Here is a 15847-nt window from a genome sequence, read left to right as displayed (position 1 = left end):
ACCCAAGCGTTAATGGAGTAGTTCCCAATGAAAGAGTCCGCCCCTGAACACACCTTCAAAGGCAATCTCAGCGTCCTCGACGTGGTAATGATCACCGCGTCCGGCGTGACGCCGGCCAGTTCGATCTTCGTCATCGCGCCGCTGGCGATCGCCAACGCCGGCAGCGGCGCCTTTCTGTCGTTTCTGATCGCCGCCTGCGTCGCCGCCGCCATCGCGCTGTGCTATGCCGAGCTCGGCGCCGCACACCCCAGCGCCGGCGGCGAATACAGCATCATCAAGCGCCTGTTCGGCACCCTGTGCGGGTTGCAGACCTACCTGTTTATCCTCAGCGCCTCGCTGTTCGTGCCAGCGGTGCTGGCCACCGGCGCAGTGCCCTACCTGAATACCGCGCTGGGCACCCAATTCGACGCCTCCACCGCCGGCATGCTCACCGTGCTGGTCGGCGGTATCTGCGCCATTTTCAACATCAAGGCCAACGCCCTGCTGACCGGCGCCTTTCTGGTGGTGGAAGTGGCGGTGCTGGCGCTGATCGCCTGGCTCGGCTTCAGCCACCCGCATCAGAGTACGGAGATCCTCACCGCGCCGGTGATGCTGGACGCGCAGGGCAGCCTGGCGCCGGTATCGCTGCCGCTGATCGTCGCCATGGTCGGGGTCGCGCTGTTCTCCTACAACGGCTACGGCGCGGCGGTGTACATGGCGGAAGACATGCGCGAACAGGGCAGGCCGATGGCGATCGCGATCATGCTGACGCTGGCCATCGTGGTGCTGGTGGAACTGGTGCCGTTCACCGCCCTGCTGATCGGCTCGCCGTCGCTGACGGAGATGGCCAAACAGGCCGATCCGGTCGGCTACGTGGTCACCCAGCTCGGCGGCCCGACGCTGGCGCGGGTGGTGAGCGGCGCGATTTATCTGTCGGTGTTCAACGCCATTATCGCCATCGTGGCGCAGTTCAGCCGCATGATGTTCGCCAGCGGACGTGACGGCTTCTGGCTGCCGGCGTTCAACCGGGCGCTGAAAATCATCCACCCGCGTTTCGGCACCCCCTGGATCGCCACCCTGCTGTTCGGCGTGCCCTCGGCGCTGCTGGCGTTTTGCTCCGATCTCGAATCGCTGACCTCATTCACCGTGATCCTGCTGCTGCTGGTGTACATCATCATGGCGGTGGCGGCGCTGATCAGTCGCCGTCGCCGCCACTTCCACCACCCGTACCTGATGCCACTGTGGCCGCTGCCGGTGGTGGTGGCGCTGCTGTGCTGCCTGTACGTGCTGTGGACGATTTTGATCGCCAGCAGCCTGAAAGACTTTATTATCATTGCCGGCATCATCGGCTTCGGGTTGGCGCTGAACCATCTGCGCGGCCGCCAGACGGCGCCCCTCGCCGCCCCCTCTATAGAAGGAGAATAACCATGACGCAGCGCGCTCAGGATCTGGGCATCATCATCGGCCAGGGCACGCCCGGCCCGCTGAACGCCATCACCGACGTGCCCGGCGTGCGCGTCGGCCATGCCAGCATTCATGCCGACTTGGCGGACGGGCGCAGCGTGCGCACCGGCGTGACGGTGATCGAACCGCGCCCCGGCTCCGCCCGCCACGCGCCCTGCTTCGCCGGCGTGCACGTGCTGAACGGCAACGGCGACGCCACCGGCCTGGAATGGGTGCGCGAAGCGGGCCTGCTGACCAGCCCAATCGCCTTCACCAATACCCACAGCGTGGGCGTGGTGCGCGATGCGCTGATCGCGCTGGAGCGTGAAGCGCTGCCCGCGAGCGACAACGCGGTGTACTGGAATATGCCGGTGGTGATGGAAACCTTCGATGGCCTGCTCAACGACATCAACGGCTTTCACGTCAAGGCTGAACACGTGCGCGAAGCGCAGCAAGCGGCCCGGAGCGGCTTGCCGCAGGAAGGCGCGGTCGGCGGCGGCAGCGGCATGATCTGCCATGAATTCAAAGGCGGCAGCGGCACCGCATCGCGCCGCTTGCCCGCCGATCAAGGCGGCTGGACGGTGGGCGCCATCGTGCAGGCCAACCACGGCAAGCGCGAGTCGCTGTTGGTGGGCGGCTACCCGGTGGGCCGCCACCTGGGGCATCTCCCCTCGCCGTTCACGCCGCAGTTGCCGCATCCCGGCATGGGCTCCATCGTGGTGGCGCTGGCGACCGACGCGCCGCTGCTGCCGCACCAGTGCGCGCGGCTGGCGCAGCGCGCCAGCATCGGCATCGCCCGCACCGGCGGCGGCACCGAGGATTCGAGCGGCGACATTTTCATCGCCTTCGCCACCGGCAACGACGGCCTGCCGCCCGCCGACTACGCCAATAAAGGCGATTTCACCACGCCGCTGCGCATGGTGAACAACGACTACATTTCGGCGCTGTTCGCCGCGGCGGCGGAAGCGGTGGAAGAAGCGATCGTCAATGCGTTGCTGGCGGCCAATACCGTCAGCGGCAACGGCCATCGGGCGGAAGGGTTGAGCGCCGAACAGCTGGTGACGGCGCTGGAGAAAGCCGGCTGGCGGCGGTAAAAAAACACAGGGCGGGGGGGTTAACCGCGCCCTGATTATCAGGATTCGCCGCCCGGCTTGGGCGTCGGGTAGTCGTAATCCAGCCGCAACGGTTCGGCGTAGACGCTGTTCCACAGCTGTTGGTACAGCTGGTCCAACCGCCCGCTCATCGCCGCGCTGTGCAACACCAGCTCCAGATTGCGCGAGTTGTCCAGATAGCCGCCGGTCCAGTTGCTGGTGCCCACCCAGGCGATCTCATCATCAATGGTCATCAGCTTGCTGTGGATCACCCGGGCAAACGGGATGAAGCCGCTGCTGGCCGGCGGAATGGTCACCACCTTGATCTGCACGTTCGGCACCAGCGCCAGGCTCTTCAGCCAGGCGATATCCGGCTTTTTGGTGTTCCAGTTGGCCACCATCAGCTCGATCTGCACGCCGCGCGCCGCCGCGCTGCGCAGCGCGTTGTCGATCACCGCATAGAAGGGACGGCTGCGTTCCGGGCCAAACGACAGCGGCGCGTAGTCCATCACCTGCACCCGCACCCGCCGTTTGGCGTCGGCCAGCAGGCGCGGCAGCTCGGCCTGTGAGTCGATCACCCCTGCCGGATTGTAGGCGCGCGGGCTGGCCACCAGATAGTTGCCCTGCGGGGGCGCGGTCGGCGGCGAGTCGGGCAGCGCCGGCACCGGCTTATCCTGCGCCAGCAGCGCCTGCGCTCGCCAGTCCTGTTCGAAGATCGCCTGGATCTGCCCCACCACCCTGGCGTCGCTGATGCGCAGCCCGGTTTCGTGAATGTGTTCCAGCGCGCGCCAGTCGAAGTTCTGGCTGCCGACGAACGCCTGCTCGCCGTCCACCAGCAGATACTTGGCGTGCAGGATGCCGCCGCTCAGCTTCTGGTAAGGAATGATGCGCAGCTCCAGATTGGGGATCGCCTTCAGCTGTTCCAGCGTTTCGGCGGTAGAAATGCGAAGGCCCTTCTCTTCGACCAAAAAGCGGATTTTCACCCCGCGCTCGCCGGCCGCCTTCAGGTGCTGCAGCACGCCGTCCAGCAGCGAACCGTCCTGATTCGCCACGTAGAACTGCCCCAGGTCGATGCGGGTTTTCGCCGCGTCGAACATCTCGCGCCACACCTCGGCGGTGTTGCGCAGGTCGTCGGCCTGCAGCGCGGTTTCCACCGGCGCGGTGTACACCAGCTCGTAACCGGGAATCGCAAAACGCGCCGCAGCGCTCTGGCTCAACATCAACAAACAACCGCTCCACAATGCCGTATAAAGGCGGCCTCTCGGCCGCCGTGCTGGATGGCCATTAGGCATAGCGCGGCGCTCCGCTGTCAACCCATTGTTCGCCGCTGCCGCTCTCCGGACGGCTGGCCGGTTGACCGGCGCGGATCAGCAGCACCTTCAGCAATTCGTTGATGCGCTCCATGCGGCTCTGCAGGAAGTTGTTGGCCACCAGGCACAGCAGCGCGATGGCGATGCCCAGCCCGGTGGCGTACAGCGCGGTGCCCATGCCGGCCGACACCAGACTCGGCTCGGACACCCCCGAGGCGGCCAGCGCCTTGAAGGTTTCGATGATCCCCATCACCGTGCCCAGCAGCCCCAGCAACGGCGCGGCGGTGACCACGGTTTCCAGCAGCCACAGGCCGCGCGCCATCGGCGGCTTGCTCAGCAGGTACTGGGCGTCGATCAGATCGCCGATCGCCTCGCGGTCGCCGGCGCGGTGTTTCTGCGCCAGCACCGGCGCGATCACCGCCATCGGCAGGCTGTTGCGCTGGGTCAGCGCGTCGGGCAAATCGGCGGCGCGGCGCACCTCCGGCGTCAGCGCCTGCTCCAGCCGGCGCGCCTGGCGCTGGGTATAGGCGAAGTACAGCGTGCGTTCGATGATGATCACCAGCGCAATCGCCAGCGCGGCGTACATCACGTAGAAAATAATGTCGTGCAACAGATTAGCGTCCATACAGGTTTCCTCTTCCCCGCCGCACGGCAGGCAGCGGGGTATTCAGTTAAAAGGTGGCTTCCAGCGAGACGCTGAAGGTGCGTTCTTCGCCGACGTTGTAATACGGCGTGCTGGCCTTCACACCGCCGTAGGGCGCCGCGTTGAAGGTGGTGGTGCGCACCGAGGTCAGGTATTCCTTGTCAAACAGGTTGCTGATGCCAAAGCGCAGCACGGCGCTTTTGACGATTTTCTTGTCCACCGGCAGATGCACCCCCGCCGCCAGATCGAACACCGTGCGGCCGCCGATCTTCTCGTCGTTGGTCAGATCGCCGTAGAACGCGCTGACGTACTTGCCGCTGACGCTGCCGTAATACAGCCCGTCGTCATAACCCAACGTCATGTTCAGCAGGTTTTTCGGCACGTTCGGCACTTCTTTGCCGGAGGTCGGCAGCGGCTGCCCGCCATTGCTGACGATGTCGCTCTTCTGCTTCGATTGGGTATAGGTATAAGAGGTGTAGTAGTTGAAGTTATGCGGCAGTTGGCCGCTCCACTCCAGCTCCAGCCCTTTGTTCTCCACGTTGCCGATGTTCATCATCTCGTAGTCGCCGGCCGCGTTGGTGGTGGAGATTTGGCGATCGCTGTAGCGCATGTAGAACAGCGTGGCGCTCAGCAGCATGTCCTCTTGCTGGAAACGCCAGCCCAGCTCGTGGTTCCAGCTCAGTTCCGGCTTGGTGCTGAGCGAGTCGCCGACGTTGTACAGCACGTAGTTTGGCGGCGTGCGCATGTTGCGCGTCAGGTTGTAGAACACCTGGTTTTCCTGGTTCACCTTATAGCTGGCGCTGAAGTTCGGCAGGAATTCGTGATAGGTGGCTTTGCGCTTCTCCGGCACGTTGTACAGGCTGCCGCGGTTGTCCCCTTTGCGCTCCACATACTGATAGGCCAGGCCGCCGACGAAGGTCCAGTCCGGCGTGGCGAACCAGGTGTCCTGCAGCCACACTTTCTGCGCCGGGGTGATGGTGTACTGGTTGCGTCCCTGCACGGTGTTGCCGTTGGCGTCCTTCACCTGATCGGAACCGCCAGGTTTCCCCCAAATCTGTGACGGGTTGCCGTCGCCCTTGATGCTGATGAACGGCTGAGTCTGCAGCTGGCGCGCGCGCTCGTACCAATAACCGACGTCCAGGCTGTGCTGCTCGTTGATGTCCCACTTCAGCTTGGTGGTGATGCCCGGCCGCCAGGTTTGGGTCCACGACGGGCGGTAATAGGTATTGGACTGCAGGTTGCTGAGGTCATACTGCCCGGCTCTGTCCGACGTGCTGGACAATACCGACGCCGTCTGGCCGTTGAAACTGCCGCCGTTGCCCCAGTAGTAATAGGGCTGCAGAGTCAGCGACAGGTTGTCGCGCAGCTGCAGTTTCTGGGTGAACGACAGCGTAAAGTTCTCGAACGGGTTGCGTTCAATCTTGTAATACTTGTTCAACTGCCCTTTGCTGTTGTACTCCGGCGAGGTGACATAATCGGTGTCACGACCGTCGTTTTGGAACTGCGCCTTGCTCAGGGTGTTGTAGTTGGTGTTGTTCTGGCGGTTGTACTTCATCACCAGATTGCTGCTGTTGCCGTTGCCGTCTTCATACAACGAGTTCATCTCGAACTTGTCGGAGTACAGCCGCCCCTCGCCGCGCCATTTCTTCGCCTCGGTGTGCGAATAGGAGAGCCAGTTGCTGAAGCCGTTGTACTCGCCGGTTTCCAGGCGGGCGAAGGTTTTGCTCAGGCTGTTGCTGCCCAGCGTCTGCTTGACGAAACCGCCGAAGTCTTTCGCCGGGCGGCGCGTCACCAGGCCGATGTTGCCGCCGCTGGAGCCGATGTGCGGGCCGTCCGCTTCGGAAGACCCCTGGGTGACGAACACCTCTTCCAGGTTCTCCGCATCGCCGAGCAGGTTCGGGTAGACCGCGTAGTTGCCGGAGTCATTGATCGGGATGCCGTCCATCGACAGGCCGATCTGATCCGAGTTCATGCCGCGCATGGTGTAGTCCACGCCGCTCAGGCCGCTGGCGTCGTTGCTGTTGACGTTCAAGCCCGGCGTGTATTTCAGTTTATCGATGGCGTTGGCCGCCGACGGCATTTTGTCCATCGCTTCTTTGGTGACGGTGGAGCGCGCCTTGGCGCTGTCATCCTGCACCATCATGCCGCCGCCGAGCGACTGCCCCTTGACGCTGATGGTGCCGACATCGGTGGCGTCGGCCGCCAGCGCGGCGCCCGGCAGCATCACCGCCAGATAGATCCCAGAACGATTAAACGATTTCATTGTGTGCATCCCATAAAAATCAAACGATTAACCCTTGCGCTAAGGCGCCTGATAATTGAACGTCGCGGTAAATCTTTTGGTTGTTTGCCCGGCGAACGCCTCGCTCGGGAACGGCTTCACTGAACTGATGCTTTGTAGGCTGCTCATCGCCGCGCGATTCAGCAGCATGCTGGCGGCTTTGTTGGCGATGCCGGAAGAGAGCACCCGCCCGCTGCGATCGACCTCCAACCACACCTCGACGTTGCCCTGCGGGCGCTCGAGCGAGGCCTGCCGCCCACTCGGGTAGCGCTTGCGCTGTTCCAACTCACGGCGCAAGGCCAGCAGGTAGCCGTTTTCTATCGCCTGCGCGTTCACCTTCGGCGCCGCGGGAGCGGCCGGTGCGGGCTGCGCCGCCGGTTTGCTGGCCAGCGCGCGCGGTACGGCGGGCGCCGGCGTCGGTTTGGGTTTCTCTACCGGTTTGGCTTTCTCTTTCACCGGTTTGGGTTTGGGTTTGGGCTTCGGCTGTGGCTTCGGCACCGGCTTGGCTTCCACGATCGGTTCCGGCGCCGGCACCACCGGTTCGGGGATCGGCTCCGGCTCGGGCTCGGGCGGCGGCGGTTCGGGCTGAGGTTCCGGCGGCGTTTCCGGTTGGGGTTCCGGCGCCGGTTCAGGTTCCACCAGCGCCAGTTCAATGGCGGTTTCGTCGTAGCGCGGCTGGATCTTCAGCGCCGCCTGTTGGCTGGCGAACAGCAGGCAACCGGCGACAATCAGCGCCGGCAACCAGCTGAAAAGATGACGTGAGCGATAGAGCAGATACATGTCACAGCTTCCGTGTCGCGATGGAGACGGAGAAGAAGCCGCCCTGGCGCAGGTTGTCCATGACCGCCACCAGCCGCTCGACCGCCACGCCTTTATCGCTGTTGACGATGATGGTGGTGGTCTGGTTGGCCTGCTGCTGCTGTTTCAGCGTGTTGACCAACGCGTCGAGCGCGATCGGCTGGCCATCCAGCTGCAGCTGTTCGTCGGCCCCCAGCGTGATGATCGCTTTCTTCTGCGGTTTCAGCTGTTGCGCGCTGCCGGCGGACGGCAACTGCGTTTTCAGCCCGAGCGCCGGAATGACGTTCAGGCTGATCAAGACGAAAAACACCAATAAAAACATCATCACGTCGATCATCGGGATCAGTTCGATGTGCGCTTTGTTCTTTTTCGGTTCGTTCCAGTTACGCATGACACTCCCTCCAAAAGCGAAGCAGCCAATATAGGAGGGGTTTGTTTACCTTTTGTTACGCTTGTGTGATCTTATTTTCACAGTACGGATTTTTTGCGAGAATTTTTTCAATGGCAGGCGATAAGGGAGTAGATATAACTTATTAATTAGCGATAGTTTTTATTGGAATAATTGCAGAGTGACGTATAGACAAGGCTACCGGCATGCCGAAAATGTGAGAATAGTGACAATCAGGCCGACACAGCAGAATGCCACCACTGCAGGCGAAGGAGCCGTTACCCAAATATCCCATCAGCTTATCCTGCCAGCATCGCCACATCTGGAATAAAATATCGACAATAAAGATACCAGGACGATGAATGACACAATTTATTAGAACGCGCACAAGTCAGACATAAATCAACTGGAATAATGCAAGATAAGCAGTAGATTTAATAATAACACCATGAAAGCTTATCTTATCACGATAATGATTTGCAGACTATGAAGAAATAAAAATCACAATAGCAACCTTGGAATACATCATTCTTATTAGCATTCCTTTGATGCGCCTTCCGTCTTTGAAGGTCAAAATTCCATTGCTATAACACTCGTCCTAAATGCCTTGAAAAATTGTTACTGTTAATAATTTAACGACCACAGCGAGAAAGGCCATGAAAACAAAAAAATCCATTTCCATGCTAGCCATCACATTATTGCTGGTTAGCTGCAGTTCCGGAAAACTCACTATCAACCATACTAAAGAAACAGTCACTGCCGGGCATGAAGCTATAGGCGAATCAAAAAAATATTTTGACGTATTGTTGGCGCTTCAACAAAAACGGGCCGTTGTTGTCTACGCGACTCAACCTAATTGCAAATTTAATACAGACGGAAAGATAACAGTAAGAATTAACGAGTCATCTGTACCTAATCCAAACTCACCTCTTTGCGCCACGCCTCAGGACTTCAAAAATAATAATGTTATGCTACTTAACCTTATGCCATTGGATCTACAGATGTTCCAGCCGGACCTGGACATTCTCTCTGCTTTCTCCAGCTATCTCTCCGCCCTGACGGTGTACACAGCGGATCCGACATACCCGGTGGGCGATCTTGTGGACAAGGCATTGACCAAAGCCGAATCGGTAAAATCGCTGGCTAACCTCACCGATAACCAAAAAAAGTCCGTCAGTAACCTGGCGGGGTTCTTGCAAAGGCTCGCTGAAGAGGAAAAAAACGGACGCGACATTGCCAAATTGATTAAACAAGAAGGAAAAAACCAGAATGATAATATGGAGTTGGTTAAGCAAGATATCCATCAGCTAAAGACGCAATATGATGACGTAATGAAACAGGACATTTTCAACTTCACCGTCGACAATTTTAACAAAAGAACGCCCAAATCCCCTCAACCCTCTGACATGGAAAAGTCCGCTGTCTATATCGATAACATTATCACGCTCAATAACCTGACGCAAAAAAGTATCAAAAACCCCACCGCGGCCGAACAGGCGATTGAGGCCTTCCAGCGGTACCATGAAGGGTTAATCTCGATTATCGATGACAACATTATCGATAAAAAAATAAAAGAAGAAAAACTAAAAATCCAACAGGAAAATTTAAAGGAGGCCTTAGGATATATAAAAGACTTTGTCAAAGACTTCACACCGCTTCTGGTAGCGGCTCTTTAAGAGGACAATATCATGGCGACTAAAGAACAAAAAGATGAGCTTGTTAATGCTCTGCATATTCTTAAAAAAGAATGCGACAACATGATCACCACGCCCAATGGGAACGTATTTGTCTATATCAGTTTGAAACTGTCTGCTTTCATCGGAAAAGTATACAGTATCGATCCTTCAATATTGAGCCCCCTTGTTATCAGCGATTTACTGTACTGGACAGAAGGTGCAATAGAAGCCCTTCAAAGCAGCAACACCTCTGATGATATTCCCGCATTGAATATTGTCGTTGGAAAGTTGTACTACCAATTTCCCTGACATTAACGAAGTCGCTTGCCAAGCAAGCGGCGAACCAGGGCTGGGGGACAGGCGGCATACACTATACAGCGTGTCGTTGTTGACAGTCCTCCAGCCTGGTTTACCTAAAACGCCTCATGCGCACTAGCACTGGATATCCTGCCCCGCCGCGCGTCTGCATAAGCCCATGCAACGTTCGCAGGCCAAACACCACAAAAAAAGACGCCCGCAGGCGTCTTCTTGGCATTGTCACTGAGCCCGAGGCGATCAGTTCACTTTCACCGGCATACCGGAACGGGCCTTGATCGCCGCGTCCACTTCGCTCTGGTTGACGCCGGCGTCCATCAGCACTTTGCCGACCGGCGCAGAGATGGTCAACGGCACCGGATCCTTGGATTGCAGCTGCTCTTCGTTGGCCGACAGCGGGTTGTGCACTTCCACGTAGCGCGAGCCGTCCGGTTCGACGGTGGCCTTCATCGGTTCGTTGATGAACTGCACGCGGGTGCCGACCGGCACGTTCTGGAACAGGTACTTGATGTCGTCGGCGCGCAGACGCACGCAGCCGTGGCTCACGCGCAGGCCGATGCCGAAGTTGGCGTTGGTGCCGTGGATGGCGTACAGGCGGCCGACATACAGCGCATACAGCCCCATCGGGTTGTCCGGGCCGGCCGGGAACACCGCAGGCAGGATCTCGCCGTCAGCCGCGTATTCGGCGCGCATCTTGGCGGTCGGCGTCCAGGTCGGGCCGTCTTTCTTGCGCTGCACGGTGGTGGTCCAGTTCAGCGGGGTGTCTTTACCCAGCTGGCCGATGCCGATCGGCAGCACCACCACGGTGTTGGAGCCTTTCGGGTAATAGTACAGACGCATTTCGGCGCTGTTGATGATGATGCCTTCACGCGGCGCGTCCGGCAGGATCAGCTGCTGCGGGATAGTCAGGGTGCTGCCGGCCTTCGGCAGGAACGGATCCACGCCCGGGTTGGCCTCCAGCATGTTGCTCAGCCCCATCTGATACTGGGCGGCGAAGCTCTCCAGCGGCAGTTTGCTGTCTTCCGGTACGGTGATTTGGATATTCTCGCCCACCAAACGGCTGTCTTTTGGCGGCAGCGGGTAAACGACGGCGAAGGCAGCCTGGCTGAATGCAACCAGTGCCGTAAACAGGGTTAATAACGCGCGAATGCTCATTTTCATCTTCGTGTTGGTCAAGGCCACTGGCGATTAGGGATATCGGTTTCTACGGCCACTTCGCCCCGATGAGTTTCAGCCGGCAGCCACTCGCTGCGGCCTGAAAAACAGGGGGATTGGACCGGATGCGCATTATATGTGCACATCAATCAAAGTGTGAACCATTACCGATGTAATATCGCAATTTTTTGTAACCTCACGCGCCACGAAGGCGATTTTTTGCGAGAACCGCCGCCTAGCTGGCGGCGGCCAACGCTTCCTCCCGCCGTATCGGGATCAGGTATTCACAGCGGATCGCCGCGCCACCGAGCGGGCAACTGCCCTCCTGCGCCGGGTAGAAACGCTCGATATCCTGCCCCGGCCGGCGGATGGCGTTCATCTGCGGCATGGCGGTGTCATACAGCCGGACAATAAAGTTTTGTAACCCTTCCGCCTGTCCCTGGTAGGTGAAACGGGCATACTCGCCCTGCTCGATAGTCACCCGCTCTCCCGGCGCCCCTTCGTCCGGCAGAGCGGCGGTGTAGGCCATGCGCGGGCTGCCCCGGCGGCGCCGGTCAACTTCCAGACTGGTAAGGCCGTATACTACCTCCGGCAGCACCTGCGGCTGCAGCAACTGCCGCCAGGCGTGGCGGCGCAGCTCACACTTGGAGGCCGCCAGTTGCCCCAGGGTAAAACTGCGGCGCTGGGTATGGCCCACCAACTGCATGGCGGGCAGCGTCACGATATCGGCCTGCGGCAATGGCGCTTCGGTCAGGCGCAGCGGCGGCTGCAGGCCATAGCTCGACCAATCCTGGCTGCGACGATAGCTGGCCGGCGGCAGACCGAACTGCTTGCGGAAGCAACGGGTGAAGGTCTGCTGCGAATCGAACTGGTAAGTATCGGCGATGCAGGCCACGCTGGTGCCGGTCAGGCGCAGTTCACGCGCGGCGGCGGTCAGCCTTCTGCGGCGCGCGTAGGTGCCGAGAATATGGCCAGTATGCTGCTTGAACATCCGCTGCAAATGCCATTTGGAGTAGCCGGACTTGGCGGCGATATCGTCCAGCGTCAGCGGCTGATCCAGGCTCTGTTCGATCCAGGCCAGCAGCTGTTCAATCACCTGTTGCTGGTGCATGGTGTTCTCCCCCTTATTTGATCAATAACGTCTGCGCCAATACCCGGCCTGCGGCTTCATTGGCGGCCACCAGCACCGGATAGCCCCAGAATTTGGCGCCGTATTCGGCGAATTCTTCCGCCGCCGCGCGTTTGGCGTCGTCCGGCTCCAGCATGATCATGCCTTTCACCCACCGCTTCAGCGCCTCGCGGTTATCGCGTTTCCACAGCGCCACCTGGGTGCGAGCATCGCGGTCATGTTCTTCTTCTTCATCGCCGACGCTGCGGTCGGTGATCAGAACAAAAGGTTCGGCGCGCGCCAGCAGCGCGCTGAATTCGGCCAGCTCGGCCTGGGTATCGCGCCCGTTTCGGCGCATCCACACCAGCGGGAAATCGGCGGTATCCAATGACATAATCAGTTTCCTCGCGAAAGGGTTTAGGACTGGCGCTTACTTTATCGGCACCGGCGCTAGACCGCATTGCGCAATCAGGACATAATACTTTTCAATTCCGCCAAATTGAGAACTATTCTCATGAAAGTACAGATCCCCCGCCACTGTCTGGATATCGATCAAGTGCCGCGCCCGCTGTTTGCCCTGCAGGGGTCGACCCTCGAACAGGATTGGGAAGTCGAGCCGCACCGCCACCGGAAGGCGCAACTGATCTACACCGTGCGCGGCATGATCCGCTGCGAAGTGGAAAACGGGCTGTGGCTGGTGCCGCCGCAGTGCGCGCTGTGGATGCCGGGCAACGTGTTGCACAACGCCCAGGGCGCCGGCTCCACCGAGGCCTACTGCCTGTTCGTCGATCAACATGCCGCCGCCGGCCTGCCGCAAAGCTGCTGCACGCTGTCGGTCTCGCCGCTGCTGCGCGAGCTGCTGCTGCAGGCCAGTACCTTCGAGCCGCTTTACGACGAACAGGGCGCCGAGGGGCGTCTGACGGCGGTATTGCTGGATCAGTTGGCGGCCGCGCCGATCGAGAATCTGCATCTGCCGGTGTCCGACGACGCGCGCATCCGGCAGTTGACCGAAGGCATGCTGAGCAGCCCGGCGGACAAATCCACCCTCGGGCAGTGGGCGCAGCGCATCGGCATGAGCGAACGCTCCCTCAGCCGCACGCTGCAACAGCAGATGGGCATGAGCTTCGGCCACTGGCGGCGCCAGTTGCACGTGATGCTGGCGCTGCAGCGCTTGACGCAGGGCGAGAGCGTACAGACGGTGGCGCTGGATCTGGGCTACGAGAGCGCCAGCGGCTTCGTCACCATGTTCAGAAAGGCGGTGGGCAAACCGCCGGCGCGCTACCTGGCGGAGCGCAACGCCTCTGGAGAGACCCTGGGCGGCGCAATTACCATGTGAAAAAGCCGGCGCAGGCGCCGGCTTGGAGCAGGTGAAAATCAGAAATCGTAGAACACCGTTATCCAGGTGGAATCCGGCTCGTTGTCGCTGCTGTTGGCCAGCGTGCGCTCCACATACACCGACAGACCGTAACCGATGGTGGTGCCCGCGCCAAGATAGACGTGGTTGGCGTGATACGCCTCGTCTCCCTTCAGCCGCAGCGAGTCCGCCGCCACATAAGGCTGGACGGATTTGAGGAACGGCTTGTCGATATTGAAGGTATAACCGACGAAGCCTTCCAGCCCGTAGCCGTCACCGGCGAAGAAGTGCGACAGCGTGCGCTGGCGGGTGCTCGGCACATAATCTTTGTAGTAGCTGGCGGTGCCGACGATGTACCAGTTGTTCGGCTGCCAGGTCAACGCGGTGCCGGACAGCTGCTGGTGATAATCCTGTTCGTGGTACAGATTGTCTTTGATCTTCGCGTCGGTATAACTGTAGGCGGCGCTGAAGGTGAAATCCTTCGTCACCTTATAATCGAAGCCCAGCCCGCCACCGCCCTTGCGGCGGTAAATCAGGTTATCCGCGGTGTGCAGATCGTCTTCCGGCAATAAATAGTTGGCGTACAGCGTGACCGGCCCGAAATCATTGGTGTATTTGATGCTGTTTTTCGGTTTATTGCCGCCGTCATAGTCGCCGGAAATGCCGATGCCGGTGCCGCCCGCATGGCCATCGTTATCCCAGACGTCGCTTTTAATGCCGACCACCGAATAATAGATGCCGTATTGATGGCCATAGGTCAGGGTGCCGTAACGATCGTCCTTGAAACCGGCGTACAGTTGGCGCTGATAGTCGCGCTTGCCGTCTTCGTTATAATGCCCGTCCCAGCTGAGCGCGTGCGCCAGATCGACGCCCCACTCGTAATAGCCGATGATCGAAGTGTCCTGCGTCAGCGCATAATCGCCGCTGAAGCGAAAACGCGTGCCGCCGTCGTGGCCGTTTTTGTCATAGCCCGGCTCCGGGCCGTTATTGAAGATCCACTCGGGGCGAATGCTGCCGCCCACCTTTAAACTGAGCGGCGCCAGCAACACATTGCTCTGCGGGTTTTTATCCAGAATGGTGATCTCGGCCTGCGCGCCGGCGGAAATCGCCGACAGCAAGACGCCGCCAATGAATATTGGCGTTGTATTTTTTCTCATTATTACCCCTGCCCGAAAAAATTATTGTTATAAACGCGGTGGTCTTAAGCCACGCAGAAATAATTAACCGATGTGAACAGCGCACGCAAGATATAAAAATTCACGCCATAACCTGCCATTATTTCAGGTTGGATTTAATTTCAGCAAACACGTGTTCACCTGTAACACGGAGAAAAACAATGTAATAATCGCAGCACGAAATAAACCAATCCGCACGCTTCACCCAAAATAACCCTTCGTGATTATCTGGAAATAAAGATAGCAAATAACAAATAAATATTATTGCCGCAGGTAAACCGTCACGCGAGGGAATTAATTAAAGGCGGGAAATAACGACGGAGCGCGTTGCGCGCTCCGGGGAAAATCTCACTACTGCGCCAGCCAGCCACCGTCCATGTTCCAGGCCGCGCCGCGCACCTGCGCCGCCGCATCGCTGCACAGGAACAGCGCCAGCTCGCCGAGTTGCTCTGGCGTGACGAACTCTTGCGAAGGCTGCTTCTCCGCCAACAGCTCATCGCGCGCCCGCTGCGGATCGGCACCGGCGGCGATGCGCTTGTCGATCTGCTGCTGCACCAGCGGCGTCAGCACCCAGCCGGGGCAGATGGCGTTGCAGGTGACGGGCGTGCGGGCGGTCTCCAGCGCCAGCGTCTTGGTCAGCCCCACCACACCGTGCTTGGCCGCCACATAGGCCGACTTGTCTTTCGACGCCACCAGCCCGTGCACCGACGCTACGTTGATGATGCGCCCCCAGTGGCGCTCGCGCATGCCCGGCAGCGCCAATCGGCAAGTGTGGAACACCGCCGACAGGTTGATGGCGAGGATGGCGTTCCATTTCTCCACCGGGAACTGATCCAGCGGCGCCACGTGCTGAATGCCGGCGTTGTTCACCAGAATGTCCACGCCGCCGAACTCACGTTCGGCATACTGCATCATGTCCGCTATCTGGGCCGCATCGCCGAGATCGGCGCCGTGATACCCCGGCGCGGCGCCCAGCCGGGCAACCTGCGCCTTCGCCGCTTCCACATCGCCGAAGCCGTTGAGGATCACGCGCGCGCCGGCGGCGGCCAGCACGGACGCGATCCCGAGACCGATGCCGCTGGTCGAGCCGGTCACCAGCGCGGTTTTGCCTTGTACACTCATGGTATCGCT

The 15847-nt window shown here is 59.8% G+C and carries 14 protein-coding genes and 1 pseudogene; 5 read left to right on the top strand and 10 right to left on the bottom strand.

All coding sequences use genetic code 11. From position 1 onward, the window contains the following. The first annotated feature begins 27 nt into the window (after positions 1-27). Positions 28-1404, top strand: coding sequence for an APC family permease (locus tag ACJ8KE_RS14875; protein WP_016929212.1), 1377 nt, complete (start codon positions 28-30; stop codon positions 1402-1404). Between the two features lie 2 nt (positions 1405-1406). Next, positions 1407-2516: a DmpA family aminopeptidase gene (locus ACJ8KE_RS14870; RefSeq protein ID WP_049300758.1), complete on the top strand. Its 1110-nt coding sequence runs from the start codon at positions 1407-1409 to the stop codon at positions 2514-2516. Positions 2517-2554: 38 nt separating this feature from the next. On the opposite strand, the gene ACJ8KE_RS14865 is transcribed toward ACJ8KE_RS14870, so the two are convergent. The 5 genes from ACJ8KE_RS14865 to ACJ8KE_RS14845 are packed head-to-tail and all read right to left on the bottom strand — an operon-like array spanning position 2555 to position 7936. Next, entirely contained in the window at positions 2555-3805 is a 1251-nt protein-coding gene (locus tag ACJ8KE_RS14865) for a phospholipase D-like domain-containing protein (protein ID WP_033638814.1), read from the bottom strand. Further along, the gene (locus tag ACJ8KE_RS14860) at positions 3798-4448 is read right to left on the bottom strand and encodes a MotA/TolQ/ExbB proton channel family protein (RefSeq protein ID WP_016929215.1); all 651 of its coding nucleotides are present in this window, start codon (positions 4446-4448) and stop codon (positions 3798-3800) included. Before ACJ8KE_RS14860 ends, ACJ8KE_RS14865 begins: the two co-directional genes overlap by 8 nt. Positions 4449-4494: 46 nt before the next feature. Beyond that, positions 4495-6729 carry a TonB-dependent receptor family protein gene (locus tag ACJ8KE_RS14855; protein WP_079451107.1) on the bottom strand — a complete coding sequence of 745 codons (2235 nt, stop codon included), beginning with the start codon at positions 6727-6729 and terminating at the stop codon, positions 4495-4497. A 39-nt stretch (positions 6730-6768) separates the two neighbouring features. Further along, a complete protein-coding gene (locus ACJ8KE_RS14850; RefSeq protein ID WP_079451108.1) occupies positions 6769-7527 on the bottom strand; it encodes an energy transducer TonB family protein in 759 nt (252 codons plus the stop codon). Between the two features lies 1 nt (position 7528). After that, a complete protein-coding gene (locus ACJ8KE_RS14845) occupies positions 7529-7936 on the bottom strand; it encodes an ExbD/TolR family protein (RefSeq protein ID WP_004933244.1) in 408 nt (135 codons plus the stop codon). 653 nt (positions 7937-8589) lie between these two features. On the opposite strand from ACJ8KE_RS14845, the gene ACJ8KE_RS14840 reads away from it, so the two are divergent. Both ACJ8KE_RS14840 and ACJ8KE_RS14835 read left to right on the top strand, forming a co-directional pair. After that, positions 8590-9609: a hypothetical protein gene (locus ACJ8KE_RS14840; protein ID WP_028127883.1), complete on the top strand. Its 1020-nt coding sequence runs from the start codon at positions 8590-8592 to the stop codon at positions 9607-9609. 12 nt (positions 9610-9621) lie between these two features. Then, positions 9622-9918: a hypothetical protein gene (locus ACJ8KE_RS14835; protein ID WP_016929218.1), complete on the top strand. Its 297-nt coding sequence runs from the start codon at positions 9622-9624 to the stop codon at positions 9916-9918. A gap of 249 nt (positions 9919-10167) precedes the next feature. Here ACJ8KE_RS14835 and ACJ8KE_RS14830 read toward each other — a convergent pair. From ACJ8KE_RS14830 to ACJ8KE_RS14820, 3 genes and pseudogenes are all read right to left on the bottom strand, one after another. Further along, positions 10168-11085, bottom strand: a pseudogene (locus tag ACJ8KE_RS14830) (L,D-transpeptidase family protein); the annotation flags it as partial. Positions 11086-11314: 229 nt separating this feature from the next. Further along, positions 11315-12190 carry a helix-turn-helix domain-containing protein gene (locus tag ACJ8KE_RS14825; protein ID WP_079451109.1) on the bottom strand — a complete coding sequence of 292 codons (876 nt, stop codon included), beginning with the start codon at positions 12188-12190 and terminating at the stop codon, positions 11315-11317. A 13-nt stretch (positions 12191-12203) separates the two neighbouring features. Next, positions 12204-12581, bottom strand: coding sequence for a hypothetical protein (locus tag ACJ8KE_RS14820; RefSeq protein ID WP_016929221.1), 378 nt, complete (start codon positions 12579-12581; stop codon positions 12204-12206). A gap of 120 nt (positions 12582-12701) precedes the next feature. Between ACJ8KE_RS14820 and ACJ8KE_RS14815 the strand changes: the two genes are divergently transcribed. Then, complete coding sequence (locus ACJ8KE_RS14815; RefSeq protein ID WP_004933266.1) at positions 12702-13523, top strand: AraC family transcriptional regulator; 822 nt, start codon at positions 12702-12704, stop codon at positions 13521-13523. Between the two features lie 38 nt (positions 13524-13561). Here the strand turns inward: ACJ8KE_RS14815 and ACJ8KE_RS14810 are convergent, their stop codons facing one another. Next, positions 13562-14698 (bottom strand): porin, encoded by a 1137-nt coding sequence (locus ACJ8KE_RS14810; protein ID WP_004933268.1) that lies wholly within the window; start codon positions 14696-14698, stop codon positions 13562-13564. 369 nt (positions 14699-15067) lie between these two features. Further along, the gene (locus tag ACJ8KE_RS14805; protein WP_197755133.1) at positions 15068-15838 is read right to left on the bottom strand and encodes a 3-hydroxybutyrate dehydrogenase; all 771 of its coding nucleotides are present in this window, start codon (positions 15836-15838) and stop codon (positions 15068-15070) included. Between the last annotated feature and the right edge of the window lie 9 nt (positions 15839-15847).

It is taken from the genome of Serratia sp. CY56464 (assembly GCF_052168435.1).
Classification (GTDB): domain Bacteria; phylum Pseudomonadota; class Gammaproteobacteria; order Enterobacterales; family Enterobacteriaceae; genus Serratia; species Serratia marcescens.
The sequence above is the reverse complement of the archived record's forward strand: the minus strand, read 5'-3'. Positions and strand labels throughout refer to the sequence as shown.